Source organism: Paenarthrobacter sp. NPDC091669 (assembly GCF_044756725.1).
Taxonomy (GTDB): domain Bacteria; phylum Actinomycetota; class Actinomycetes; order Actinomycetales; family Micrococcaceae; genus Arthrobacter; species Arthrobacter bambusae_C.
The window spans coordinates 167,190-190,025 of record NZ_JBIVTK010000006.1 but is presented as its reverse complement, the minus strand read 5'-3'; the positions used below and the strand labels follow the sequence as shown (position 1 = coordinate 190,025).

Annotated in this window: 20 protein-coding genes and 1 tRNA gene; 8 read left to right on the top strand and 13 right to left on the bottom strand. The window is 63.9% G+C overall.

Annotation, left to right across the window (positions count from 1 at the left end; all coding sequences use genetic code 11):
- Positions 1 to 18: 18 nt before the first annotated feature.
- Complete coding sequence (locus tag ACIQLI_RS12055; RefSeq protein WP_400388555.1) at positions 19 to 969, bottom strand: aldose 1-epimerase family protein; 951 nt, start codon at positions 967 to 969, stop codon at positions 19 to 21.
- Positions 970 to 1,067: 98 nt separating this feature from the next.
- On the opposite strand from ACIQLI_RS12055, the gene galT reads away from it, so the two are divergent.
- The 3 genes from galT (at position 1,068) to ACIQLI_RS12040 (ending at position 4,677) form a co-directional block, all read left to right on the top strand.
- Positions 1,068 to 2,219 (top strand): galactose-1-phosphate uridylyltransferase, encoded by a 1,152-nt coding sequence (gene galT, locus ACIQLI_RS12050; protein WP_400388552.1) that lies wholly within the window; start codon positions 1,068 to 1,070, stop codon positions 2,217 to 2,219.
- Positions 2,216 to 3,376, top strand: coding sequence for a galactokinase (gene galK, locus ACIQLI_RS12045; RefSeq protein WP_400388549.1), 1,161 nt, complete (start codon positions 2,216 to 2,218; stop codon positions 3,374 to 3,376). Before galT ends, galK begins: the two co-directional genes overlap by 4 nt.
- Positions 3,377 to 3,438: 62 nt before the next feature.
- Positions 3,439 to 4,677 carry an acetyl-CoA C-acetyltransferase gene (locus tag ACIQLI_RS12040; RefSeq protein WP_400388546.1) on the top strand — a complete coding sequence of 413 codons (1,239 nt, stop codon included), beginning with the start codon at positions 3,439 to 3,441 and terminating at the stop codon, positions 4,675 to 4,677.
- Between the two features lie 196 nt (positions 4,678 to 4,873).
- Here the strand turns inward: ACIQLI_RS12040 and ACIQLI_RS12035 are convergent, their stop codons facing one another.
- The gene (locus ACIQLI_RS12035; RefSeq protein ID WP_400388543.1) at positions 4,874 to 5,785 is read right to left on the bottom strand and encodes a Bax inhibitor-1/YccA family protein; all 912 of its coding nucleotides are present in this window, start codon (positions 5,783 to 5,785) and stop codon (positions 4,874 to 4,876) included.
- A gap of 417 nt (positions 5,786 to 6,202) precedes the next feature.
- On the opposite strand from ACIQLI_RS12035, the gene ACIQLI_RS12030 reads away from it, so the two are divergent.
- From ACIQLI_RS12030 to ACIQLI_RS12010, 5 genes are all read left to right on the top strand, one after another.
- Positions 6,203 to 7,537: a branched-chain amino acid ABC transporter permease gene (locus ACIQLI_RS12030; RefSeq protein ID WP_232481563.1), complete on the top strand. Its 1,335-nt coding sequence runs from the start codon at positions 6,203 to 6,205 to the stop codon at positions 7,535 to 7,537.
- 9 nt (positions 7,538 to 7,546) lie between these two features.
- Positions 7,547 to 8,515: a branched-chain amino acid ABC transporter permease gene (locus tag ACIQLI_RS12025; protein WP_089594158.1), complete on the top strand. Its 969-nt coding sequence runs from the start codon at positions 7,547 to 7,549 to the stop codon at positions 8,513 to 8,515.
- Entirely contained in the window at positions 8,512 to 9,513 is a 1,002-nt protein-coding gene (locus ACIQLI_RS12020) for an ABC transporter ATP-binding protein (protein WP_400388539.1), read from the top strand. The genes ACIQLI_RS12025 and ACIQLI_RS12020 overlap by 4 nt, the downstream gene beginning before the upstream one ends.
- Complete coding sequence (locus tag ACIQLI_RS12015) at positions 9,510 to 10,280, top strand: ABC transporter ATP-binding protein (protein WP_354230063.1); 771 nt, start codon at positions 9,510 to 9,512, stop codon at positions 10,278 to 10,280. The genes ACIQLI_RS12020 and ACIQLI_RS12015 overlap by 4 nt, the downstream gene beginning before the upstream one ends.
- Before the next feature lie 150 nt (positions 10,281 to 10,430).
- The gene (locus tag ACIQLI_RS12010) at positions 10,431 to 11,288 is read left to right on the top strand and encodes a phosphotransferase (protein ID WP_400388536.1); all 858 of its coding nucleotides are present in this window, start codon (positions 10,431 to 10,433) and stop codon (positions 11,286 to 11,288) included.
- 100 nt (positions 11,289 to 11,388) lie between these two features.
- Here ACIQLI_RS12010 and ACIQLI_RS12005 read toward each other — a convergent pair whose 3' ends face one another.
- The 11 genes from ACIQLI_RS12005 to ACIQLI_RS11955 all read right to left on the bottom strand — a co-directional run bounded on the left by ACIQLI_RS12005 (position 11,389) and on the right by ACIQLI_RS11955 (position 22,822).
- On the bottom strand, positions 11,389 to 12,744 hold the full coding sequence (locus tag ACIQLI_RS12005; protein ID WP_089594154.1) for an ABC transporter substrate-binding protein: 1,356 nt from the start codon (positions 12,742 to 12,744) through the stop codon (positions 11,389 to 11,391).
- Between the two features lie 223 nt (positions 12,745 to 12,967).
- Positions 12,968 to 13,041: transfer RNA gene (locus ACIQLI_RS12000), tRNA-Leu, on the bottom strand.
- A gap of 21 nt (positions 13,042 to 13,062) precedes the next feature.
- Positions 13,063 to 13,983, bottom strand: coding sequence for an N-acetyltransferase (locus ACIQLI_RS11995; protein WP_400388533.1), 921 nt, complete (start codon positions 13,981 to 13,983; stop codon positions 13,063 to 13,065).
- 121 nt (positions 13,984 to 14,104) lie between these two features.
- Positions 14,105 to 15,565: an FAD-dependent oxidoreductase gene (locus tag ACIQLI_RS11990; protein WP_311213127.1), complete on the bottom strand. Its 1,461-nt coding sequence runs from the start codon at positions 15,563 to 15,565 to the stop codon at positions 14,105 to 14,107.
- Between the two features lie 38 nt (positions 15,566 to 15,603).
- Positions 15,604 to 16,995: a S8 family serine peptidase gene (locus tag ACIQLI_RS11985; RefSeq protein ID WP_354230072.1), complete on the bottom strand. Its 1,392-nt coding sequence runs from the start codon at positions 16,993 to 16,995 to the stop codon at positions 15,604 to 15,606.
- Positions 16,992 to 17,948: an exopolyphosphatase gene (locus ACIQLI_RS11980; RefSeq protein ID WP_400388529.1), complete on the bottom strand. Its 957-nt coding sequence runs from the start codon at positions 17,946 to 17,948 to the stop codon at positions 16,992 to 16,994. The genes ACIQLI_RS11985 and ACIQLI_RS11980 overlap by 4 nt, the downstream gene beginning before the upstream one ends.
- Positions 17,945 to 18,628, bottom strand: a complete 684-nt coding sequence (locus tag ACIQLI_RS11975) for a DUF501 domain-containing protein (RefSeq protein WP_400388807.1) — start codon at positions 18,626 to 18,628, stop codon at positions 17,945 to 17,947. Before ACIQLI_RS11975 ends, ACIQLI_RS11980 begins: the two co-directional genes overlap by 4 nt.
- A gap of 68 nt (positions 18,629 to 18,696) precedes the next feature.
- A complete protein-coding gene (locus ACIQLI_RS11970; protein ID WP_400388526.1) occupies positions 18,697 to 19,440 on the bottom strand; it encodes a septum formation initiator family protein in 744 nt (247 codons plus the stop codon).
- Positions 19,441 to 19,588: 148 nt separating this feature from the next.
- The gene (eno, locus tag ACIQLI_RS11965; RefSeq protein ID WP_026542844.1) at positions 19,589 to 20,869 is read right to left on the bottom strand and encodes a phosphopyruvate hydratase; all 1,281 of its coding nucleotides are present in this window, start codon (positions 20,867 to 20,869) and stop codon (positions 19,589 to 19,591) included.
- A 116-nt stretch (positions 20,870 to 20,985) separates the two neighbouring features.
- Positions 20,986 to 21,702 (bottom strand): MazG nucleotide pyrophosphohydrolase domain-containing protein, encoded by a 717-nt coding sequence (locus tag ACIQLI_RS11960; RefSeq protein WP_400388523.1) that lies wholly within the window; start codon positions 21,700 to 21,702, stop codon positions 20,986 to 20,988.
- Entirely contained in the window at positions 21,680 to 22,822 is a 1,143-nt protein-coding gene (locus ACIQLI_RS11955) for an adenosine deaminase (protein ID WP_400388520.1), read from the bottom strand. The genes ACIQLI_RS11960 and ACIQLI_RS11955 overlap by 23 nt, the downstream gene beginning before the upstream one ends.
- Positions 22,823 to 22,836 lie beyond the last annotated feature (14 nt).

The window sequence follows — 22,836 nt, the reverse complement described above, 5'->3', positions numbered from 1 at the left end:
GCAGCACGTACAAAAAGCTCAGAGTGAAGCGGTAATGCCCCAGCTCATGGTGAATGCTTCGCCGGGGGCCAGCCATCGCAGGCCGTCACCGCTGTTGAAGGCGTTGGCAGGGCCCGTCATGGGCTCGATGGCCACCGCTTTGGAACGGCCGGGGAAGGTGTCTGTGACAAAAACATGGACGTACGGGGACAGCTCGTCCTGTTCGAGGCTGACACTGCGGCCATCAGGCGCTGTCAGCGTATGGCGGGCCACGCCGCCGTCGTACGCCAGGTCGGTCAAGGCGACATCAATCAACAGGTCATTCACCGCGGTGCCGGCGGAAAGATCGTACTGGCCATCTGCCGCAGCTGTGCTGCGGGGAATCAGCCGCTCATCGGCCACCAGCCGGGTACGGGCGTTGACGGTCAGGACCAAGTCCTCGGTAGCGGCGTCGCCAAGGCGCAGGTAGGGGTGGGCCCCAAGGACGAAAGGCGCCCTGTCCTGGGAATCGTTGACCAAGGTCTGCCGGACGCGGAGGTCCATGGCCTCGTCCAGCTCATAGCGGACCAGGTGCCGAACCAGGAACGGGTAACCGTGCTGCGGGAAAACGGTGGCTTCGAGCGTCACGCTGAACTCTGATTCGTCCACCAGGGTGTACGCGGCGTTCCGCAGCAACCCGTGGCTGGCGTTGTTGCGGGAGACTTCGGTGATGTCGAGTTGCTGCTTCCTGCCGTCGAGGTACCAGACCCCGTCCTCCACGCGGTTGGCCCATGGCGCCAGGGTGATGCCCGTGGCGCCCGGCGGAATCTGGTCGTCATCATAGCTTTCCGTCAGTTGCACACCTCCGCGGGAGTAGAAACGCAACCCGGCGGCAAGTTCCGTGATAACGGCGAGCGCATCGCCCCTGCGAAGCTCGAATTGCAGGCCGGTGGCGAAGCGGCGGGATTCGGACGGGAGCGCGTTATTGGCGGGTGAAGGCGAGGCAGACATGGCAATACCGTACTTCATTTCGAAATCGGAGCCCCACGCCCAATGTTAGCTTTTGTTAGAAACTATGCGTTTTTGGTCACTTGTGGAACAATGGTTCCATGAGTCGCATCACCAGCACCTGCCTCGCGGACAGCCGCGAGCTGATCTACTTCGACGACCCCGGCACTCCGGAGCGAACACCGGAGTCATTGGTGGATCACCGTGAGCTTCCAGCCCGCGGCGAGCCCGGCGAAGTCCGGTACGACGCCCTGTCGGGTGACTGGGTGGCCGTTGCAGCGCACCGCCAGGCCCGCACGCATCTGCCGCCTGCCGACCAGTGCCCCATTTGTCCCACTACCGGGGCAAACCCCTCGGAAATCCCGGCAGCGGACTATGACGTTGTGGTGTTCGAGAACCGCTTCCCCTCCCTGGGTCCTGCCCTGGGTGGGATTCCCCCTCTGCCCGCACCTGGCACCAGCGGCCACGGGACCATCGGCCCGGCATTCGGCCGATGCGAAGTGGTCGCCTTCACCCCGCAGCACACCGGCTCCTTCGCTGAGCTTGGCCAGACCCGCGCACGCACCGTGATTGAGGCGTGGGCGCAGCGGACCGAAGCGCTCAGCGCGTTGCCTGGCATCAAGCAGGTCTTCCCGTTCGAGAACCGCGGCGCGGACATCGGCGTCACCCTGCACCACCCACATGGACAGATCTACGCGTACCCGTACGTCACACCGCGCGCCGCCCAGCTCGGTGCTGTCGCCCGGAAGTACTACGACGACATCGACGGGAAGGAAACGCTGGCGGCGTCGCTCCTCAAAGCTGAACGCGAAGACGGCAGCCGTATGGTGCTTGAGGCCGAACACTTCAGCGCCTACGTTCCGTTCGCCGCGCGTTGGCCCCTGGAAATCCATTTGGTCCCCCACCGGAGCGTCCCCGACCTCGCAGCGCTCACCGGCGCGGAACGCGACGAACTTTCGCACGTCTACCTTGACTTGCTCCAGCGACTCGATTCCCTCTACCCCACCCCCATGCCATATATCTCCGCATGGCACCAGGCTCCGCTGGATCCGTCGCTGCGCCCTGCCGGCCAGCTCCACCTGCAGTTGACGTCGCCCCGCCGCGCGGCCGATAAGCTCAAGTACTTGGCTGGCTCAGAGGCCGCCATGGGAGCGTTCATCAACGACACCACCCCCGAAGCCGTGGCGGAGCGCCTCCGCAGCGTCGCCGCAGCTCCGGTTTCCACCAAGACCATGGAAGGCACCCGAGCATGAGCACCACTACCGATACCAGCGTCCTCGCCGCCCGCTTCCAGGAAACGTTCGGCGCAGCTCCCGACGGCGTGTGGCAGGCACCGGGACGCGTCAACCTGATCGGCGAGCACACCGACTACAACGAGGGCTTCGTGCTGCCCTTCGCCATCGACAAGACGGCCAAAGTAGCGCTGCGCGTCCGCGATGACTCAAGGGTTCGCATGCTGTCCACGTTCGGCGGGCACGGCCTGGTGGAGGCCGATCTTTCAGACCTGGAGCCGGGCTCGGGCGAAGGCTGGTCCCGCTACCCGCTGGGGGTCGCCTGGGCCCTGAAAGAGCGTGACATCGACGTACCCGGCTTCGACCTCCTGCTCGACTCGGACGTCCCCTCGGGCGCCGGCCTCTCCTCCTCCCACGCCATTGAGTGCGCCGTCATCAGCGCCCTGAATGAGCTGACCGGAGCCGGACTCGCCGCCGAGGACCTTGTACTGGCCACCCAGCGGGCCGAAAACGTGTACGTTGGCGCACCCACCGGAATCATGGACCAATCGGCCTCCCTGCGCGGCGCCAAGGGACAGGCTGTCTTCCTGGACTGCCGCGACCAACATGTGGAGCTGGTCCCGTTCGACGCAGAATCTTCCGGCCTGGTCCTTTTGGTCATTGACACCAAGGTCTCGCACTCGCACGCCGACGGCGGTTACGCTTCCCGCCGCGCGTCCTGCGAGTTGGGTGCCGAGATCCTGGGCGTCAAAGCATTGCGCGACGTCGGCGTGGAACGTTTGGAGGAAGCGTCCGGATTGCTGGATGAGACCACCATGAAGCGCGTGCGCCACGTGGTCACCGAGAACGACCGTGTTCTGCAAACCGTGGATGTACTCGGCCGCCAGGGACCCGCCAGCATTGGTCCGCTGTTGGATGCGAGCCACGTTTCCATGCGCGACGACTTTGAGATCTCCTGCCCCGAACTGGACCTCGCCGTGGACACCTCCCGCGCCAACGGCGCCATCGGCGCCCGCATGACCGGCGGCGGGTTCGGCGGTTCGGCCATTGCGTTGACCCCGGTGGGCCAGGAGCAGCAGGTGCGCGACGCCGTCGTGCGTTCCTTCGCCGACGCCGGTTACACCGCACCGGACATCTTCACGGTAACTCCGGCGGCAGGCGCCCGTCGCTTGGCCTGACACTTCGGTGATTTCCAGTAGCTGCCCGGCGCCGGTGCAGGCGCCGGGCGTAAGCTGTGGCCATGACTGAGGCTGTCATTGTTTCCACTGCCAGAAGCCCCATTGGCCGCGCCTTCAAAGGTTCCCTGCGGGACGAACGTCCCGATGATCTCGCCACCGCCATGGTGCAGGCCGCCCTCGCCAAAATTCCGGCGTTTGATCCAGGTGCCGAGGATGGTCGGGGTCTGGACGATCTCCTTCTTGGCTGCGCAGAACCCAGCGGCGAAGCCGGCTCCAACATGGCACGCGTGGTGGCGGTCCTGGCCGGAATGGACCGGGTACCGGCAGCCACCATCAACCGTTTCTGTGCCTCGAGCCTGCAAACCCTGCGGATGGCCTTCCACGCCATCAAAACCGGGGAAGCCAACGCGATCGTTTCCGCCGGAGTGGAGAGCGTGTCCCGGTACCGGAACTGGGCCGGTGCAGGGGAAACGGACACCGCCAACCACAACCCCCTCTTTGGCCCGGCAGCCCAACGCACTGCTGCCAGGGCAGCGTCCAACATTCCGTGGACCGATCCCCGCTTGGGTGGCCGTTTGCCGGACATCTACATCTCCATGGGCCAGACAGCAGAGAACGTTGCCACCACCTACGGCATCAGCAGGGCCGAGCAGGACGAGTGGGGCGTCCTGAGCCAAAACCGGGCCGAAGCTGCCATCGCTTCAGGGTTCTACGCCCGCGACATCACCCCCTACACCCGCAAAGACGGCAGCGTGGTGGACCGGGATGACTCTCCGCGGGCGGGAGTGACCCTTGAAGCAGTGTCCGCCCTGCAGCCCGTTTTCCGTTCCGATGGGACGGTGACCGCCGGTAACGCGTGCCCCCTCAACGATGGCGCCGCGGCCGTGGTGGTCATGAGCGATACCCGGGCCCGGGAGCTGGGCCTTGAACCGCTGGCGAGGGTGGTGTCTACAGGAGTAAGTGCCCTCTCCCCCGAGCTCATGGGCATGGGACCCGTAGAGTCCACCCGGCGGGCCTTGGCATTGGCCGGACTGACCATGGACGACATTGACCTGGTGGAGCTTAACGAAGCCTTCGCCGTGCAGGTGGTGGCAAGCGCACGTGAGCTGGGCATCGACCCTGCCAAGCTCAACGTCCATGGTGGCGCCATCGCCTTGGGACACCCCTTTGGCATGACCGGTGCACGGATGACCAGTACGCTCCTGAACGGGCTCAAGGAGCGGGACGGAACCCTGGGGCTCGCCACCCTGTGTGTTGGCGGCGGGCAGGGCATGGCTGTGGTTTTCGAGCGCCTGAGCTAGTTGGTTGGTGAGGTGGCTGCGGGTAGGCGAGAACTTTCCGCCGCCGAGGGGTTAGCTCTCGCCCCTTTGAGCCCCCACATACTGCCGAGACGTCGCCCCTCGCGGACGAAGAAATACCCCTTGACGCAAAAATGCCCCCGAAGACTCTTCGGGGGCATTTCGCGTTGGCTTACTTTGCAGGTTGGGCCTGCAGCAGTTAGTCGTCGCCTCGCAGGATTGCCAGCAGGCGGATGATTTCAACGTAGAGCCAGACCAGCGTGACCGTCAGGCCGAAGGCCGCGACCCAGGAGTAACGCTCCGGGGCGCCCGCGCGGACGCCTTCTTCGATGCTGGTGAAGTCCATGATCAGCGAGAACGCTGCCAGGCCAATGGCCAGGATGCCGATGAAGACACCCAGCGGGATGCCGAAGATCTCTACTTCAGTGCGGAGGCCGAACGGCGACTGCACAACGCCGGTCCACATCATCACCATGTTGATCAGCGCGAAGACCGCGTAACCAATAGTGGCGATCATGAAGAAACGCACCATCTTGGGGGTGGCGCGGACCTTGCCGCTCTTGAAGAGCACCAGGGTGACGCCGAAGACTGCCAGCGTGCCGATGACAGCCTGGAGGCCGACGCCGGGGTACATGCCGTCGAGGATGCGGGTCAGGCCGCCCAGGAACAAGCCTTCCAGGCCGGCGTAGGCAAGGATCAGTGCCGGTGAAGGCTGCTTCTTGAAGGTGTTGACCAGTGCCAGGACGAAGCCGCCCAGTGCGCCAACGATCATGAGCATGGTGGAGAGGGCGGGAGCAACGAAGAGCGTCACGCCGGCGCCGAGCACCAAGACCACGAGGCAGGCGACAGTCTTCATGATGACGTCGTCATAGGTCATGCGGCCGGTGTCGGCGGGGCCGGCAGCCGGCTGGTTGTACATCTGCTGCAGCTGCTCATTGGTCATGTTCTGCTGCTGGGCAGACCATGCTGCGTGGCCGTCCATGACCTGGCTCGGCGCACGGCCGGGTGCCTGGTTGAACTGCTGGCCGTACGGGTTCTGCGGGACAGGCGGGGCCTGCTTTGCTCCACGGAAATTCTTTCCGTTGAAGACTGGGTTTCCGCCAAGTGCCATTGCGGGTGTCCTCCTGAAAAAGGGCTAGTGATAGTTCACGGTACCAATTACCACGGACGCGCGGCAGGGAAAGTTCCCTTGTTCACCCAGACGAAACGCAACCGTGACACGAAAGCGGCAGGGTGGCAGAGGCACGACACCCGCCAAACGTTTAGAAGCACCCGTACACAACAAAGGTTTACTTAAGTGCAGCTACATCATGAGTTGCCTATAGCTTCACAGTTGTTATCCGATCGCGATGTTTGCACCTTCGAACCGGGCATATATTCAGCCCATCGGGCGGTAACATAGGCCACACATGGGTGACTTAGATCACAATCGAGGCAGCTAGGCAAGAACTGTTCACAAGCCCCATTTACCGTTCGCACCGGCTGCAATGGCGCAGCCGGGACCACCCCCACTGTGGAGGTTTCCATTTTGAGAAGCACACTGCGCGACCCGTCCATCAGACGGTCCAAGGGACTGCAGAGAGTTGTGGGGGCGCTGTTCGCAGCCCTCATCGCCACTCTGTTGATCGCCGCCCCCTCGGCACAGGCAACCACCCCATCGCCTTCGCCATCACCGACCTCATTCCAGAACAACATCAGCGGGTTCCTCCGCGATGATGCCCGGGCACCCATACCCGGCGTCAAAATCAAAGCCTCAGGCAACGGGTTCGAAGGTGAAGCAACCTCCGGAGCCAATGGCGCGTGGACCATCGGCGTCCCTGTCCAAGGCACCTACACCATCGAGCTGGACACCTCCACCTTGCCGGAGGGCATCGCACTGGCCGAGGGCCAGGACAATCCCCGCGATGTCACGTTCAGCCAGACATCCAACCTGTCAGTGATCTTCGCCTTCGGTGAGGGCATCGTGGTCCAACAGCAGGACTTTGGCCAGAACCTCCTCAACCGCCTGGTGGCGGGCTTGAGCTTTGGCCTCCTCCTTGCACTGGCTTCGGTTGGCCTTTCCCTGATCTTCGGAACCACGGGCCTGACCAACTTCGCCCACGGCGAGATGGTGACCCTGGGCGCCGTCCTCGTCTTCATGTTCAACGGCTTCGGACTCCCCTTCTGGCTGGCGATCCTGCTGGCACTGATAGGCGGCGGGCTCTTCGGCTACGTCCAGGACGCCGGACTCTGGCGTCCACTCCGGAAACGCGGTTCCGGCCTCGTTCCCATGATGATCGTCAGCATCGGCCTGGCATTGGCCATCCGCTACGTCATCCAGTTCTTCTTCGGCGGAGCAACCCAACAGCTGCCCGGAGCACAGAGCGCGGAAATCCAGATAGGCCCTGTGTCCATCTCCCCGAACAACCTCTGGTCGCTGGTCATCAGTGCCGTGGTCATCGCCTTGATCGGCATCGTCCTGCTGAAGACCCGTCTGGGCAAGGCGACCCGCGCCGTAGCGGACAACCCGGCACTGGCCGCTGCCTCCGGCATCGACGTCGACTCAGTCATCCGCATTGTCTGGATCGTTGGCGGCGTCCTCGCCTCCCTCGGCGGCATCCTGTGGGCGTACTACCGTCCGGGCGTCACTTTCGACATGGGCTCGCAGATCCTGCTCCTCATCTTCGCCGGCGTGACACTTGGTGGTTTGGGAACCGTCTTCGGCGCCTTGATCGGCTCGATCGTCGTCGGCATCTTCGTGGAACTGACTACTGTGTTCGGCCTCCCCGCCGACCTCAAGTACGTCGGTGCACTGTTCATCATGATCGTTGTTCTTCTGTTCCGACCGCAGGGTATCCTCGGCCGGCGTGAGCGTGTGGGTTAGGAGCGGGCCATGGACTTCGGATTCATTTTCTCCAGCGCCCTTGGCGAATTATTCAGCCCGACGACGGCGGCGTACGCACTTGCCGCTTTGGGCCTTGCGGTTCACTTCGGCTACTCAGGCCTGCTGAACTTCGGTCAGGCAGGCTTCATGGCCGTTGGTGCCTACGGTTTCGCCATCTCCACCCTGAGCTTCGACGCTCCGTTCTTCCTTGCACTGATCATCTCCATTCTCTGCTCGGTGATCTTCGCCTTCATCCTCGGTATTCCCACCCTCCGGCTACGCGCCGACTACCTGGCAATCGTCACCATCGCAGCGGCAGAAATTGTCCGCTATGTAGTCACCACCAACCAACTCACCAGCGTCACGGGCTCCGCCAACGGCCTGGCCGCGTTTGAGAACACGTTCTACGCCATGAACCCCTTCCCCGAGGGGTCCTACATGGGGATGAACAACCGTGACTTCTTCATCCGCGTGGTCGGCTGGGGACTCGTGATCGTGTGCTGTGTGCTGGTCTGGCTCCTCATGCGCAGCCCGTGGGGCCGTGTCCTGAAGGGCATCCGCGAAGACGAGAATGCTGTCCGTTCACTCGGTAAGAACGTCTACGCCTACAAGATGCAGGCACTGATCATCGGTGGTGTGCTGGGAGCCTTGGCGGGCATGATCTTCACGCTCCCCCGCGGCGCTGTCCAGCCGTCCAACTACGGCACGGAACTGACGTTCTTCCTGTGGACCTGCCTCCTCCTCGGCGGCATGGCCACTGTCCTGGGGCCGGTCATCGGAGCCATGATCTTCTGGGTTGTCCTGTCGCTGACCCAGAGCCTGCTCTACGGCCTTATCGAATCAGGGGCAGTCACGTGGCTGACCACCGTCCAGGCCGGCCAGTTGCGCTACATCCTGGTGGGCGTAGCGCTGATGCTCCTGATGATCTTCCGCCCGCAAGGCGTCTTCGGCAATAAGAAGGAGCTTGCTTTCGCATGAGTGAGACCAACGAACGCAACACCGACAACACCGACAACATCGACTACATGACTGATTCGCGGCCCATTGCGGTCGGGGAAAACACCCCAGGCTGCAAGAAGCGCGATCCCATTGTGGTGGCTGAGGATGTCACCCGGTCCTTTGGCGGCATCAACGCCGTGGACGTCGAGTACCTTGAGATCCCGCGCCATAAGATCACTGCTTTGATCGGCCCCAACGGCGCCGGCAAAACCACCCTGTTCAACCTGCTCACAGGCTTTGACACCCCCAATACGGGCAAGTGGCAGTTTGAGGGCAACAGCCTGGCAGGCGTTTCCTCCTACAAGGTGGCACGCATGGGAATGGTGCGCACGTTCCAGCTGACCAAGGTGATGGGCAAGCTGACCGTCATGGAGAACATGCGGCTCGGTGCAGCGGACCAGCCTGGCGAACGGCTCTCCAAGGCCCTGTTCAAGGGCATGTGGGGAGGCCGCGAAAAGGAAATCACCGCCCAGGCCAACATCCTGTTGGAGAAGTTCAAGCTGGATGCCAAGAAGGACGACTACGCTGCGTCCCTCTCGGGTGGCCAGCGCAAGCTGCTGGAAATGGCGCGGTCCCTGATGGTGCGGCCCAAGCTGGTGATGCTCGATGAGCCAATGGCCGGCGTGAACCCCGCGCTGACCCAGTCGTTGCTGGACCACATCAAGAACCTGAAGGCCGAAGGCATGACGGTGCTCTTCGTCGAGCACGACATGAACATGGTCCGGCACATCGCTGACTGGGTAGTGGTCATGGCGGAAGGCAAGGTGGTAGCTGAAGGCCCTCCGGGCGAAGTCATGAAGAACCCTGCTGTCATCGACGCCTACCTTGGCGCCCACCACGACGTCGACCTTGGCGACGCTGAAGGCATCAAGGTGCTCGAAGCCGAACTTGAGGCCGACGAAGAGTCGGTGGTGGGTACTGAAGACGCCGGCATCCTGTCCGACATCGTTGAAACCAAGAAGGAGGACGGGAAATGAGCAGCCCCGCCGCAATGCCCGCCTCAGCAGCTGCTCCGGCAGGCGATTCAGTCGTCAAAGTCACCAACCTCGTAGCCGGGTACATTCCCGGGGTCAACATCCTCAACGGATGCAGCATCGAGGCCCGCAAGGGTGAGTTGATCGGCATCATCGGCCCCAACGGTGCCGGCAAGTCCACCCTGCTGAAGGCCATGTTCGGCCTGGTGAAGGTCCACTCCGGCACCGTGGTGGTCCGGGGCCAGGACCTCACGGGTTTGAAAGCCAACAAGCTGGTGACCCAGGGCGTGGGCTTCGTGCCGCAGACCAACAACGTGTTCGCAGCGCTGACCATCGAAGAGAACCTCCAGATGGGCATGTTCCAGCGTCCCAAGGACTTCTCCGAGCGATTCGACTTTGTCACCAGCCTCTTCCCGGAGCTCGGGAAACGGCGTGCCCAGCGCGCAGGCTCGCTCTCCGGCGGCGAACGCCAGATGGTGGCCATGGGCAGGGCCCTGATGATGGACCCGGCCGTGTTGCTCCTTGATGAGCCCTCAGCGGGCCTCTCCCCCGTCAAACAGGACGAGACCTTCCTCAGGGTCCATGAGATCAACCGTGCGGGCGTCTCGGTGATCATGGTGGAACAGAACGCACGCCGCTGCCTGCAGATCTGCGACCGCGGCTACGTACTGGACCAGGGCAAGGACGCGTACACGGGTACCGGCCGTGAGCTCATGAAGGACCCCAAGGTCATTCAGCTCTATCTGGGCACCCTGGCGGACGAGGTCTAAAACACCGCAACCCCACACCACGGACGGTCCCGGGACAACACCCGGGGCCGTCCGCTGTTTAAGACATACTCCTACCTGGGGAGCGGACTTCGGATAAGGCGTTTGGACCCTCAGTCAACGCGGAATGACACCCAATGGCATGCTGGAGTGATGACGGCCGCCATCACCGAACTGCAGCAAAGCCTCCTCTTGTCCTGGCTGGGTGACTTCACCGTCATGCAGGACCATTCATGGCCCCTCCAGGACACCACCGTGCTTCAGGTCGCTGCCCCGGATGGCCAGGAGTACATTGTCAAAGCCAGCACCACCAGCCACCACATCCGCCGGGAAATTGCGGCTTACTCCCGCGGCCTGCCGGGGCTGCACGGCAGGGTACCCACCCTAAAGCATGCGTCGCCTGAGGCGGGCCTCCTGGTCACAGGGTACTTGTCCGGGACTCTGGTGGCCGGAACCTCGTCCGAGTCCGATCCCAGGACGTACCGTGAGGCCGGCGTGCTGCTCTCAAGGATGCACCTGCCGGCGGGAACCTCCCGCAGCTACTCAAGTGCACTGGCTGCCAGGACGGGCTCCCTCATTCAGCGCGCGCACGGTCTCTTGCCCCGGGAGACCCACAGCAGGCTGCAAGAGGCCCTTGATTCGCTGGAGCCGGGGCCTGCCGCGCTTGTGACAACCCATGGCGATTACCAGCCCCGGAATTGGCTGGACGACGACGGACTGATCAAGGTGATCGATTTTGGCCGGGCTGAGCTTCGCCCATGGGTTCATGACCTGGTCCGGCTCAGCCACCAGCAGCTGCTCGCTCAGCCAATGCTTGCCGCGGCCTTCCATGAGGGCTTGGGCCGGGTTGTCACCACCGAGGAGGAGCACCACCTGTGGACGATGGAAAACCTCAACCAGTCAGTGGGCACGGTGGTCTGGGCACACGACGTGGGTGACGCCGTCTTTGAGCGTCAGGGCGTGGAAATGGTGACCCGGGTCCTTGACGGGTTTCTCCCCCTCGAGGGGTAGCGATCGCAGCCCAGCACAGAACAGGGCCCACCACAGAACAGGCCCCCTTCCACGTGAGGAAGGGGGCCTGTTACCGACTGCGGTTTAGATCAGTTGCGGCTTAGAGCTTGCCGAACTCTTCACGGACCGGCTTGTAGGTGTTGTCATCCTGGTATTCGTAGATACCGATGTACGCCTCGGTGGGGTCACCAGCGTCGGAGAACGTGACCGGACCGGACTGGCCGTCGTAGTCGATGTCCTTGCCGTCGCGGAGCAACGTGACACAGGCTGCGAAGGTGGTGCACTTCTCGCCGCCTTCAGAGACTTCCTTCAGCTTCGCTGCGATTTCCGTGCCCTTGGTGCTCTTGGCGGCCTCAGAGGCCAGGGAGATCAGGTTCACGGCGTCGTAGGACTCGCCTGCGTAGCTGTAGTCCTTCAGGGCGGGATCGATGGCGAGGAGCTTCTTCTTGAAGTCGTCCTTGGCGAACGTACCGGGAATGGTTCCCTGTGCGCCCTTCATGGTGCCGGCCTGGAAGTCCTTGCTGTAATCGGAGGTGTTGCCATCAACCATGAACAACTGCGTGGGCTTGATGCCCTTGCCGGTGATCAGGGGGACGATGCTCTTGGCTTGGTCGAAGGTGATCAGTGCGATCGCATCCGGCTTGGCTGCGAGGACCTTGTCCACCTGGCTGCTGAACTGGGAGTCGCCCTCGTTGAAGAGCTCTTCAGCTACAACCTTGCCGCCGGCTGCCTCGAAGGCTTCCTTGACGTTCTTCTGGAGACCGGTTCCGTAAGCGTCGTTCAGAACGATCATGCCAACGGTCTGTGCTCCACAGGTAGCCATGTAGTTGCCCAGGACCTTGCCCTGCAGGACGTCGGACGGTGCAGTTCGCCAGTAGAGGCCCTTGTCGTCCCACGTGGTGAAGTCAGGCGAGGTGTTGGCGGGCGAGAAGTGGATGACACCGGCGCCCGTGATCTGGTTGATCACTGTCTTGGAAACGCCGGAGGATGCGGCACCGATGACGGCGCTCACGCCCTGGCCCAAGAGGGCGGTGGTGGACTGGGTGGCGATGTCCGTCTTGGTATCACCGGAGTCGCGGTGGACCACGGAGACAGGTGCGCCGAGCACGCCACCGGCGTCGTTGACTTCCTTGATGCCGAGGTTGACGCCGGCAATTTCGGGTGGGCCGAGGAACGCCAGCGACCCCGTCGTCGGCAGGAGCGATCCAAGTTTCAGTGGTGCGTCAGTGGTGGTGGTCGAGGGAGGTACTGGTCCCGTGTTGGTGGCAGCCTGGCTGTTGCCGGCTCCCGCCCCGCCGCTGGGAGCCGGGCAGGAAATGCCTGCGGCCGCGGCGGAAGAAGACCCGGTCTGGGTAGGAGTCGAAGACCCACCACAGGCCGTGGCCAAGAGAGCGACCCCAATGCCAAGCGCTGTTAGCTTGGCGGCTCGGGGCGCCGCTGGGGAAAGATCAAACATGCGTTGTCTCCTCGATCGAAAGGTGCGAACTGCCTTTGATGCGATTACTCAGGTGTTCCTGATTAAGACTCAAACTAATGCAATTGCGCGGCGAACATAAGTGATTCAGGTCACATCCCTATAACACTCGTTGCCTGTGGGGAATCTAGGAGCCGGCTGGGAATTTCCGCGGAAGACTTCACGCGCACAGCGGAAGGGAGAAAGAGCTCTCACCTGCCGTCCGTGCCCCAGGTGGGACTCGAACCCACAACACGCGGATTTTAAGTCCGCTGCCTCTGCCAATTGGGCTACTGGGGCGCCCGCACCATGGTATCCCAGCTAAAGCCCACTGAATGGCCCGGCGTAACGGAAGGTGCCGCGGACGTCGTCGGGCCATGCGGGAAGCGTCAACAACTGGAAGTGATCGCCCCACATCGCCTCCGGCGGTTGCACACCGACGGAGGTTGCCGGCACGTAACCGAAGCGCGGGTAGTACAGGGGGCTGCCGAGCAAGGCAATGCCGGGCTCCCCTGCGGCTGTGGCACGGGCCGCTGTCTCACGCATCAACGCTGAACCGACCCCGCGCTTCTGAAAGGCGGGAAGCACGCCGATCGGGCCCAACCCCAGCAGTTCCACGTCCCCGACCCACCCACGCGTGCTGATGGCATGCCCCACAATCTCCCCACCCATTTCCGCGACGATGCTGAACTCCGGAAGATATTCAGGGCACTCAAAGAGCTCGCGCAGCAGCCCTACTTCAATCGGCACGCCTTCCACGGGCTCGCCGGTCACCGGCGAGACGGAGAAGGCCTGGGCCGTCAGGTCCAGAATCTCGGCGCGGTCCTCGGGACGCTCACTTCGGAGCACCAGGCCTTTGCCCAAAAGCCGGAGCACATCCATGGCCCGCCCGGCGTCGGCGGTAGGCACCAGGAGGTGGTCGTGGTGGAAGCCCGCCAGGACGTTGCAGCTGATTCCGGCGTGGGTCAATGCGGCGCTCACGGCAGCTGTGAGCCCCACCGCTTCGAGTGCCGAGTGGACCTGGAGCGTGATCCACGTGGCCACGAAGTCGTAGCTGAGACCCAGCGAATCAGCCTCGTCCCGGCGGAGGACAACCGTGAGGCCCTCCGCCTCGCGCACAGCCGCCTCGATCCCGCCCTCCAGCGGCCTGCCGTGTGGCCACAGGGCGTAGACGTAGTCGCCATCGCGGGCTACGGGGCGAAGGGATTGCAGGAGTGTCTTCAGATCGGTTTCGCCGGACATGGCAACAGTCTAGGGGCGCAGCAACCCGGCACCGCAGTGGACGCACCTGCTTAAACGCCGACGGCGGCCGCCCCCTCAAAGGGAGCGGCCGCCGTCGTGCGTGGACTGCGTCGTGCGCGGACTACTTGGCGTCAGCAGTGACCGGGGTCTTGACTTCCTCGGCAACCGGCTTGGCTTCCACCGGGGCAGGTGCCGGAGCAGCTGCGGGCTTGGGAGCCGGCGTTGCAGCGGCAACGAACGCGCCGCGCGGGTTGTCAAGGTCGATCAGCTGCGTGGTGTCGCGGCCCGCGAAGAAGGCCAGGATCCAGCCGAAGACCACACGGAACTTGCGCTCCACCGTGGGCATGGCCATGCCGTGGTAACCACGGTGTGCCAGCCAGGCGAGGCCGCCCTTGAGGCCGATACGGCCGAGCAGGTTGATGTTGGCAACACCCTTCCACTCGCCGAAGCCGGCCACAGCACCAAGGTTCTTGTGCTTGTAGTCGTGCAGCGGCTTGTCCCAGCGGGAAGCCCACAGGTTCTTGGCAAGCTTCTTGGCCTGGCGAAGAGCGTGCTGGGCGTTGGGGACGCAGGTGCCGTCCGGCAGGCCCTTGCCCGTGAGGTCCGGAACAGCGGCGATGTCGCCGGCAGCCCAGGCGTTTTCCACGATGCCTTCGTCGCCTGCGATGCGCAGGTCCGGGAGGACGCGGACACGGCCACGGGGTTCCAGCGGGAAGTCGGTGGAGCGGATCATCGGGTTGGCCTGCACGCCGGCAGCCCATACCAGGGTGTCTGCTTCAACTTCCTGGGCCGGGGTCTTGTCCGGGAGGTTGATCAGCTTGAGGTTGCCCTCGGCGCTGTCAAGGGAAGTGTTGAGGAGTACTTCGATGCCACGGCTGCGGAGGTGCTCCACAACCCACTCGGCCTGCGAGGCAGTGACCTCGGGCATGATGCGGCCCATGGCTTCGACCAGGATGAAGCGGACTTCTTCCTGGCGGATGCGCGGGTTGTTGCGGACCGCGGCGCGGGCGAGGTCTTCCATCTCGGTGAGGCACTCGATGCCGGCGAAGCCGCCACCTACCACTACGAAGGTCAGTGCCTTGGCGCGCTCTGCGGGGTCCGTCATGGTGGAAGCGGCTTCAATGCGCTCCAGCACCTTGTTGCGCAGTGCAACGGCTTCCTCGATGGTCTTCAGGCCGATGCCCTTGTCCGCGAGGCCCTTGATGGGGAAGGTACGGGTAATGGCGCCTGCTGCGATGACGACGTCGAAGTACGGGATTTCGAAGTTGTCGCCGCCGTCGGACGGGGCGATGACCGCGGTCCGGTTGGCGTGGTCGATGCTGGTGACGCGGCCCTGGATGAGCTCAGTCTGCTTCAGGTGCTGACGGTGGGAGACGACGGCGTGGCGTGCCTCGATGTTGCCACCGGCTACTTCCGGGAGGAAGGGCTGGTAGGTCATGTACGGCAGTGGATCAACGACGGTGACGATGCCGCCGGCGTTCGCGATCTTCTTCTGCAGTTTGAGGGCTACGTACAGGCCGACGTAGCCGCCGCCGACGACGAGAACCCGGGGACGGTCAATGAGCTCTGGGGTGGTTGCCATGAGTCCAGAGTACAGTACTTTGTGAAAATCTTCACTAACTACGTCCGGGCGGGCGGATCCACTTTCAGAAGCGCGCCCGTTTCGGCCTCTTCGGCCACCGCCGGCGCGTTTTTGGAGACCTTCCGCAACTGAATCGCGGCGCCAGTCACCAAGGCAAGGAACAAAGCTCCAAAACCAAGCACGACGGCGGCCGGCAGGGCGTCGTCGACGGTCGCCGGCGTCTTCGCGGCCGGAACGGTCGGATCGGCGAGCGTGGGTGCTGCGCTGGTGGGGCTCGCCACGGGAGCCTGCGACGGCTCACTGAAATCTCCACGGCGGTGAACCCGGATCCAATCAGCGATGGAACCCAGCGGGTTGCTGCTGGTGGCAGCCACGTCATCCTTCAGGGCCGCCTCGGCATTAAGGATGCCGTAGCCGTAGAGGGGATCCTTGCCCGGAGCTCCCGCGTCCTTGGCCGTGCTCACAATTCTGTTGATGACCTGGTTGGCACTCATCTCCGGCCATTTGGAACGGATGAGGGCGGCCACTCCGGAAACGATGGGGGCTGCACCGGACGTTCCCGCCCACTCGGCGTATCCACCGCCGGGGATGCCGCCTACCAGCTTCTCGGCCGGCGCGGCGACGCCAATGCTGATGCCCTGGGACGAGGAATCGACGCTGGCGCGCCCCTCACCGTCGAGTCCGGCGACGGTCAGGACACCGGGAATGGTTGCCGGCGCTCCGACCTGCACGTTGCCGCCCACGCGGTTACCAGCGGCGGCGACAATCACCACGTCCTTCTGCTCTGCATAAAGGAACGCCGCGTCCCAGCTCTGCGGCCAGTCCGGCGAGGTACTGCCCAAGGAAATGTTGATGACCTTGGCGCCGTTGTCCACGGCCCAGCGCACGGCGTCCGGAATCTGCTCCTGGTCCGTTTTGCCGCCCGGGTTGGGCGATCCGAGCCAGGTGGAGACTGCCAGGATCTGCGCTTCAGGAGCGACACCGGTGATCCCGTCCGGTCCCCCGGCAGGAGGGACGGTGGGTGGCCCTGGAGGGGGCGCGGATCCCGTTGGCGAAGGCGAGGCCGTGGGAGTGGTGTGGCCGCGCCCGGCGAGCATCGTGGCAACCAAGGTTCCGTGCTCGGTCTTGGCACCAATACTCTTCTGCCCGTTGGGTGCTCCCGCACCCGAAACGTCTGTCCCGCCCACCACCACGCCTTTGAGGTCCGGGTGGTTTCCATCAATGCCGCTGTCGATGATCGCAACCTTCACACCGGCACCCTTGGACACCTGCCAGGCGTTGGTGACCCCCGAATCCTTGAGCCAGAACTCTTTGTCGCGCCATGCGTCTGCCGTAGCGGCAGGAGCCGTCAACAACGCACCTGCCAACGCCCCGCCTGCCAAGGCTGTGGCAAGGCCAGCGGAGAGGGTCCTGCGAAAACGCAACGTCATGCGGCGTCCCGGATGCTGAGGGCGATGCCGTCCAGGATGTCATGCTCGCTGGAGACGGCCGTAGCGATCCTGCCACGGCTGACACTGGCCAGGCGGTCCAGAATCCGGCGCCACACCAAGGCGCCGGCACCGATGACGTCCACGCGGCCCGGGTGCATGTACGGAAGCGCTGCGCGCTCGTCCCGCGTCATTTCCAGCAGGTTGGTGCATGCATCGGTGATGGTTTCGAGGTCCAATGACGCACCATGGATCCGGTCCGGCTGGTATTCGTCCAGACCCAGCGCGTGGGCGGTGATGGTGGTGATGGAACCGGCAACGCCCACCACGGCTGTGGCGCGGTCAAGCGGTACCGTCTGCGCGGCAAGATCAAGTGCGGCATCGACGTCGGCCTCTGCTGCCGCGATTTGCGCAGCGGTGGGCGGATCGCTGCGAAGGTGGCGTTCGGTGAGCCGCACGCAGCCGATGTCCACGGATCGTGCCGCGATGACGCCAGTGGAGTCGCCCAGGACGAACTCAGTGCTGCCGCCACCGAGGTCCACCACCAGGATGGGGTCCTCCCCCGTGGCCGGCAGGACACTGCTGGCGCCGGCGAAGGAAAGCGCTGCTTCCTCGTCCCCGGAAATGACTTCGGGCTCAACCCCCAGGAGATCCCGGATGCCGTCCACGAAAACCTGCCGGTTGCGGGCGTCACGGGTGGCGGACGTCGCTGCGAAGCGTACGTGCCCGGCGCCGTGCACCTTGATGAGTTCGGCGTAGTCACGTGTTGCTGCGAACGTGCGTTCCAAGGCCTCGGGTGCAAGCTCGCCGGTGGCATCGACACCCTGGCCGAGCCGAACCACGCGCATTTCACGCACGACGTCGGCCAGGGGGCCCGGGGCGCCGTCAGCCGAAGCATCGGCGATGAGGAGGCGGATGGAGTTGGTTCCGCAGTCGATCGCTGCAACGCGGCTCATGCAGTGCCTTCCTGGTGGCCCGGTGTATCCGTCTTCGGTTTGCGAACCGGCGCCGGGCGCCCCACGATGTCCGGCAGCCCCTGCGGTCCGTGGCGGCTCAGGTCACGGGAGGGCGCCTCGCCGGCAGTGTCCCACGCGCCATCGCAATAACAACGGTCCTTGGTCCACCACTCCGAGATGGCGTCCAGTGCTTCGTCCCCCAGCGGGTTGACGCCCGGCCCTGCGGCCAGGGAATGCCCTACCAGAACGTGGAGGCACTTCACCCTGGTGGGCATGCCACCGGCGGAGATGCCGTCGATTTCAGGGACAGCGCCGGTTCCGGAGCGGCCGGCGATGTCGTTGCGGGCCTGGAGGTAGTCCTCGTGGGCGCTGTGGTAGGCGCCTGCCAGGTCCTGGTCGGCCGTAAGGCGGGTATTCATCTCGTTCATGAGGCCGCCCGCTTCCAACCGCGACACCGCGGAGGTGATGACGGGGTGGGTCAGGTAGAACGTGGTGGGAAACGGTGTTCCGTTGCTGAGCCGCGGCGCAGTAGCCGCCACCAGCGGATTGCCGCAGACGCACCGTGCAGGGATCTCAACGACATCCCGCACCGGCCTGCCGAGCTGGCGGCTGAGGACCTCAAGATCATGTGCTGATGGCTGGCGGGATTCCTGCGGCACGGCTGCCGTGTTCTCTTCCACTTGCGCTGCCACCCTTCCTGCCCTTGTTGCCGTGTCCACTGCGGACACGACGGCGGTGGGCACCGCGTCTAGTCAGTTGCCGATCGTCTGATTGACTCCCAAAGAGCATCCACCCAAGGCAGATTCTCCGGGTTTGCAGACGATCCGGAGCCGGTGCGGCCACCCGGCGTGCCGGCGGCTTCTTCTCCCCCAAACACCCAGTAACCTGTTTCACCCGGCATAACCATGTTAATGCGGTCGCGGGCCTGTTGTTTCACGTAGTTGGGGTCCTGCCACCGGGAAAGCTGCTTGTTGAGCTCGGCCTGCTCTGCTTTCCGTCCTGCAATTTCGGCCTCCAACGCCGAAATTTCGGCGCGCTTCTCCAGGAAAATCTTCACCGTGGGGGCCAACATAATGGTGATCGCAATCATGACTACTGCCAGCGCCAGCATCCTGCCGGAAAACGCTTTGGCCGGTACGGGATTCAGATCATGCTCAGCAGTGGCCTTGGTGCCCTGCTTGCCGGGAGCCTTGCCCGCGGGCTTGGATTGGCCCACGGTGGGCTTCTTCCCGGCGGCAGGTGCTGTGGTGCCGCCTGCCGGCGTCGAGGTTTTGGCAGTTATCCGCGGTCCGCCAAACTCGGCTTTGATGACATCGCCGCTATTGGAACCGGAACCTTGCGTCCCTGCACCCTCAGTGCTTTTGGCGGCAGTTCGCGGACTGGCGCCGGTGGCCCGGGTTTCGCTCGCGGGGCGGCCCGCAGCCGAGGAACGGCCTGCACTGGAGGGGCCCAGCGCGTCGGCCCTGGGTACCTTTGGACGACGGGTGGCCATGACACTCCTGTAATGCCCGGTGCTTGCCTGGCGGTTTGCTGCGCTTGCTGTTGTTGACCTGGCCCGTGTTAAGCAGAACCGGAGTTAAACAGAACCGGTGGCCATGGTCTTTCCACCATAGCCACCGGTTACGTGTTTTCGCTGAAGGCTAGCCCTTGAAACGCGGGAACGCGCTGCGACCGGCGTAGCGTGCGGCGTCGTCGAGTTCTTCTTCGATGCGCAGCAGCTGGTTGTACTTGGCAACGCGCTCGGAGCGGGCCGGGGCACCGGTCTTGATCTGGCCCGCGTTGGTGGCAACGGCGATGTCAGCAATGGTGGTGTCCTCGGTTTCGCCGGAGCGGTGCGAGGTGATGGTGGTGTAACCGGAGCGCTGGGCCAGGGAAACGGCGTCAAGCGTCTCGGTCAGGGAGCCGATCTGGTTGACCTTGACCAGCAGGGAGTTGGCCGTGGCCGTCTCGATGCCCTGCTGCAGGCGGACCGGGTTGGTGACGAAGAGGTCGTCGCCCACCAGCTGGACCTTGTCACCGATGGTGTCGGTGAGGGTCTTCCAGCCTTCCCAGTCGTTCTCGTCCAGCGGGTCTTCAATGGAAACCAGCGGGTAGTCGGCAACGAGCTCAGCGTAGTAGGCGCTCATCTCGGTGGCCGAGAGTGCCTTGCCTTCGAACTGGTAGGCACCGTCCTTGTAGAACTCGGAAGAGGCAACGTCCAGTGCCAGGGCGATGTCAGTACCCGGGGTGTAGCCGGCGTTCTTGATGGCTTCCTGGATCAGGTCCAGTGCAGCGCGGTTGGACGGCAGGTTGGGGGCGAAGCCACCTTCGTCGCCGAGGCCCGTGGAGAGGCCCTTTTCCTGGAGGACGGCCTTGAGGTTGTGGTAGACCTCAACGCCCCAGCGAAGGCCCTCGGAGAAGGTCTCGGCACCGATCGGGGCGATCATGAATTCCTGGATGTCCACATCGGAGTCGGCGTGCGAGCCACCGTTGAGGATGTTCATGAGGGGAACGGGCAGGACGTGGGCGTTCGGGCCACCCAGGTACTTGTACAGCGGCAGGTCAGCGGAAGCTGCGGCAGCGTTGGCAACGGCCAGGGAAACACCCAGGATGGCGTTGGCGCCGAGCTTGCCCTTGTTGGGCGTACCGTCGAGGTCGATCATGGCCTGGTCGATGCTGCGCTGGTCAGTGGCGTCGAAACCAATCAGGGCCGGGGAGATCTCGTCGATGACGGCGTCGACGGCCTTCTGGACACCCTTGCCGAGGTAACGGCCTTTGTCGCCGTCGCGAAGCTCAACGGCCTCGTGCTCGCCGGTGGAAGCACCGGAGGGAACTGCTGCACGGCCGATCTGGCCGTCGGAGAGCAGGACCTCAACTTCTACGGTCGGGTTTCCGCGGGAATCAAGGATCTCGCGTGCGTGGATGGCATCGATAAGCGCCATGGATGTGCTCCTTATGGGCAAATTACAGGAATGAGGAGGGAAATTCTCAACGTCCTCGTCGCTACTAGCGTAGTCCAGAGTGGCTTAGGTTACGGAACAACTTCCAAAGACTCACGTCATGAAGGCTGGGCCTGGCTGTTCTGAAACGATCGAACTGCGGAACGAAGGGCCCTTTCGGCGTCGAGTCCTTGCTCCCGGGCACCGGCCACGACTGCCAGCAGCAACTCACCGAGCGCCTCTTCCGAGGCCGGGATGGCGGGAAGTCCGACGGCGGCCGGCGCACCTTGTGGATCGACCAACCGTGCATCACCATCGAACCCTGAAACGTCCAACCCTGCGCGGGCTGCCCTATCCAGGGACTTCTGTGCTGCTGCCAACGCCGGAAGGTGCGGCGGGATGCCCTCAAAGGGATCCTTCCGTTCCGGCTTCTCGGCTCGTTTGGCGGTATCCCACTTGACGATGATTTCCTCGACGCTGGCCGGAAAGCTGTCCTGCAGGGAACCGTCCGCCTTGAAGACGTGCTGGTTTCGCCGGACCATTTTGGCGTTGATGCCCCGGGCTACGTCAGCAAAATCAAAGCTGCCGCGCTCCTCGGCGAGCCGGGCGTGAAGCACTACCTGAAGCAGTACATCACCCAGCTCGCCGCGAAGCTCGTCGTCCACCGCGCCGGCTTCGATCGAGTCCACCACTTCGTAGGCTTCCTCTATCAGGTACTCCACCAGCGACTCGTGCGTCAGCCCACCCATCCAGGGGCAGTGCTCACGCAGGGCTGCGATCGTCCGGATGAGCTCTTCGAGCTCGTTGGAGTTCTTAGCCGAGGTTGGCGTAGGCATCGTTGATGTACTCAACCAAAGCTTCGCGCTCGTCCAGCGGCAAGAAGGCGGCCTCGGCGGCGTTGAGCGTCAGTTCAAGGAGGTCGTCGAGGTCGTAGTCGAAGGTTTCCACCAGCAGCTCGAACTCGTCCGTCAGGGTGACGCCACTCATGAGGCGGTTGTCCGTGTTGATGGTGACGTTGAAGCCGAGCTGGAAGAGCATGTCCACCGGGTGGCTTTCGATGCCATCTCCAAAGCCGGAAATGGCGCCGGTCTGGAGGTTGGAGGAAGGGCAGATTTCCAGGGCGATGCCGCGGTCGCGGACCCAGGCGGCCACGCTGCCGATGGTCACCATGCCGATGGTGTCCTCGCCGTCGTCGTCGGAATTGTCCTCGAACTCCACCGAGATGTCCTCGGCGATCCGGACGCCGTGGCCCAGGCGCAGGGCGCGGCCATCCACCAGGGCTGACTGGATGCTCTCCAGGCCTGCTGCTTCACCGGCGTGGACGGTGGCCGGGAAGTTGTTTTCGGCAAGGTAGGTGAAGGCGTCCTTGAAACGGGACGGGAGGAAGCCGTCTTCCGCGCCGGCAATGTCAAAGCCCACAGCGCCGTTGGCACGGTGGCGGACAGCGAGCTCTGCGATCTCCTGGCCACGATCAGCGTGGCGCATGGCGGTGATGAGCTGGCCCACCTGGATCTGCTGGCCGCGCTCGTCAGCAGCATCAACGCCGGCTTCAAGGCCGGTCTGGACGGCTTCAACAACCTCGTCCAGGGTGAGGCCCTTCTGCAAGTGCTGTTCCGGTGCCCAGCGGACTTCGCCGTACACCACGCCGTCCTCGGCGAGGTCTTCCACGAATTCCTTGGCGACCCTGAAGAGGCCTTCCTTGGTCTGCATGACAGCAATGGTGTGGTCGAACGTTTCGAGGTAGCGGACCAGAGAGCCGGAGTCGGCTGATTCGCGGAACCATTCACCCAACGCAACGGGATCGGTGGAGGGCAGCGTGTGGCCGACCGCCTCAGCGAGCTCGATGATGGTGGCGGGGCGGAGGCCTCCGTCCAGGTGGTCGTGGAGGGAGACCTTGGGGAGGCTCTTCAGATCGAAGTCAAGGGCAGGGGCGGCGTCAAGTATGGGCTCAGTCACGTACTAAGACTAGT

Bases quoted from the DNA above. Each gene is read 5' to 3' on its own strand.
- ACIQLI_RS12040 (WP_400388546.1), top strand. From the start codon at position 3,439: ATGACTGAGGCTGTCATTGTTTCCACTGCCAGAAGCCCCATTGGCCGC.
- ACIQLI_RS12055 (WP_400388555.1), bottom strand. From the start codon at position 969: ATGTCTGCCTCGCCTTCACCCGCCAATAACGCGCTCCCGTCCGAATCC.
- ACIQLI_RS11990 (WP_311213127.1), bottom strand. From the start codon at position 15,565: ATGGCAACCACCCCAGAGCTCATTGACCGTCCCCGGGTTCTCGTCGTC.
- eno (WP_026542844.1), bottom strand. From the start codon at position 20,869: ATGGCGCTTATCGATGCCATCCACGCACGCGAGATCCTTGATTCCCGC.
- ACIQLI_RS12020 (WP_400388539.1), top strand. From the start codon at position 8,512: ATGAGTGAGACCAACGAACGCAACACCGACAACACCGACAACATCGAC.
- ACIQLI_RS11980 (WP_400388529.1), bottom strand. From the start codon at position 17,948: ATGAGCCGCGTTGCAGCGATCGACTGCGGAACCAACTCCATCCGCCTC.
- galK (WP_400388549.1), top strand. From the start codon at position 2,216: ATGAGCACCACTACCGATACCAGCGTCCTCGCCGCCCGCTTCCAGGAA.
- ACIQLI_RS11970 (WP_400388526.1), bottom strand. From the start codon at position 19,440: ATGGCCACCCGTCGTCCAAAGGTACCCAGGGCCGACGCGCTGGGCCCC.
- ACIQLI_RS12025 (WP_089594158.1), top strand. From the start codon at position 7,547: ATGGACTTCGGATTCATTTTCTCCAGCGCCCTTGGCGAATTATTCAGC.
- ACIQLI_RS12015 (WP_354230063.1), top strand. From the start codon at position 9,510: ATGAGCAGCCCCGCCGCAATGCCCGCCTCAGCAGCTGCTCCGGCAGGC.
- ACIQLI_RS11985 (WP_354230072.1), bottom strand. From the start codon at position 16,995: ATGACGTTGCGTTTTCGCAGGACCCTCTCCGCTGGCCTTGCCACAGCC.
- ACIQLI_RS12035 (WP_400388543.1), bottom strand. From the start codon at position 5,785: ATGGCACTTGGCGGAAACCCAGTCTTCAACGGAAAGAATTTCCGTGGA.
- ACIQLI_RS11960 (WP_400388523.1), bottom strand. From the start codon at position 21,702: ATGCCTACGCCAACCTCGGCTAAGAACTCCAACGAGCTCGAAGAGCTC.
- ACIQLI_RS12010 (WP_400388536.1), top strand. From the start codon at position 10,431: ATGACGGCCGCCATCACCGAACTGCAGCAAAGCCTCCTCTTGTCCTGG.
- ACIQLI_RS11995 (WP_400388533.1), bottom strand. From the start codon at position 13,983: ATGTCCGGCGAAACCGATCTGAAGACACTCCTGCAATCCCTTCGCCCC.
- galT (WP_400388552.1), top strand. From the start codon at position 1,068: ATGAGTCGCATCACCAGCACCTGCCTCGCGGACAGCCGCGAGCTGATC.
- ACIQLI_RS12005 (WP_089594154.1), bottom strand. From the start codon at position 12,744: ATGTTTGATCTTTCCCCAGCGGCGCCCCGAGCCGCCAAGCTAACAGCG.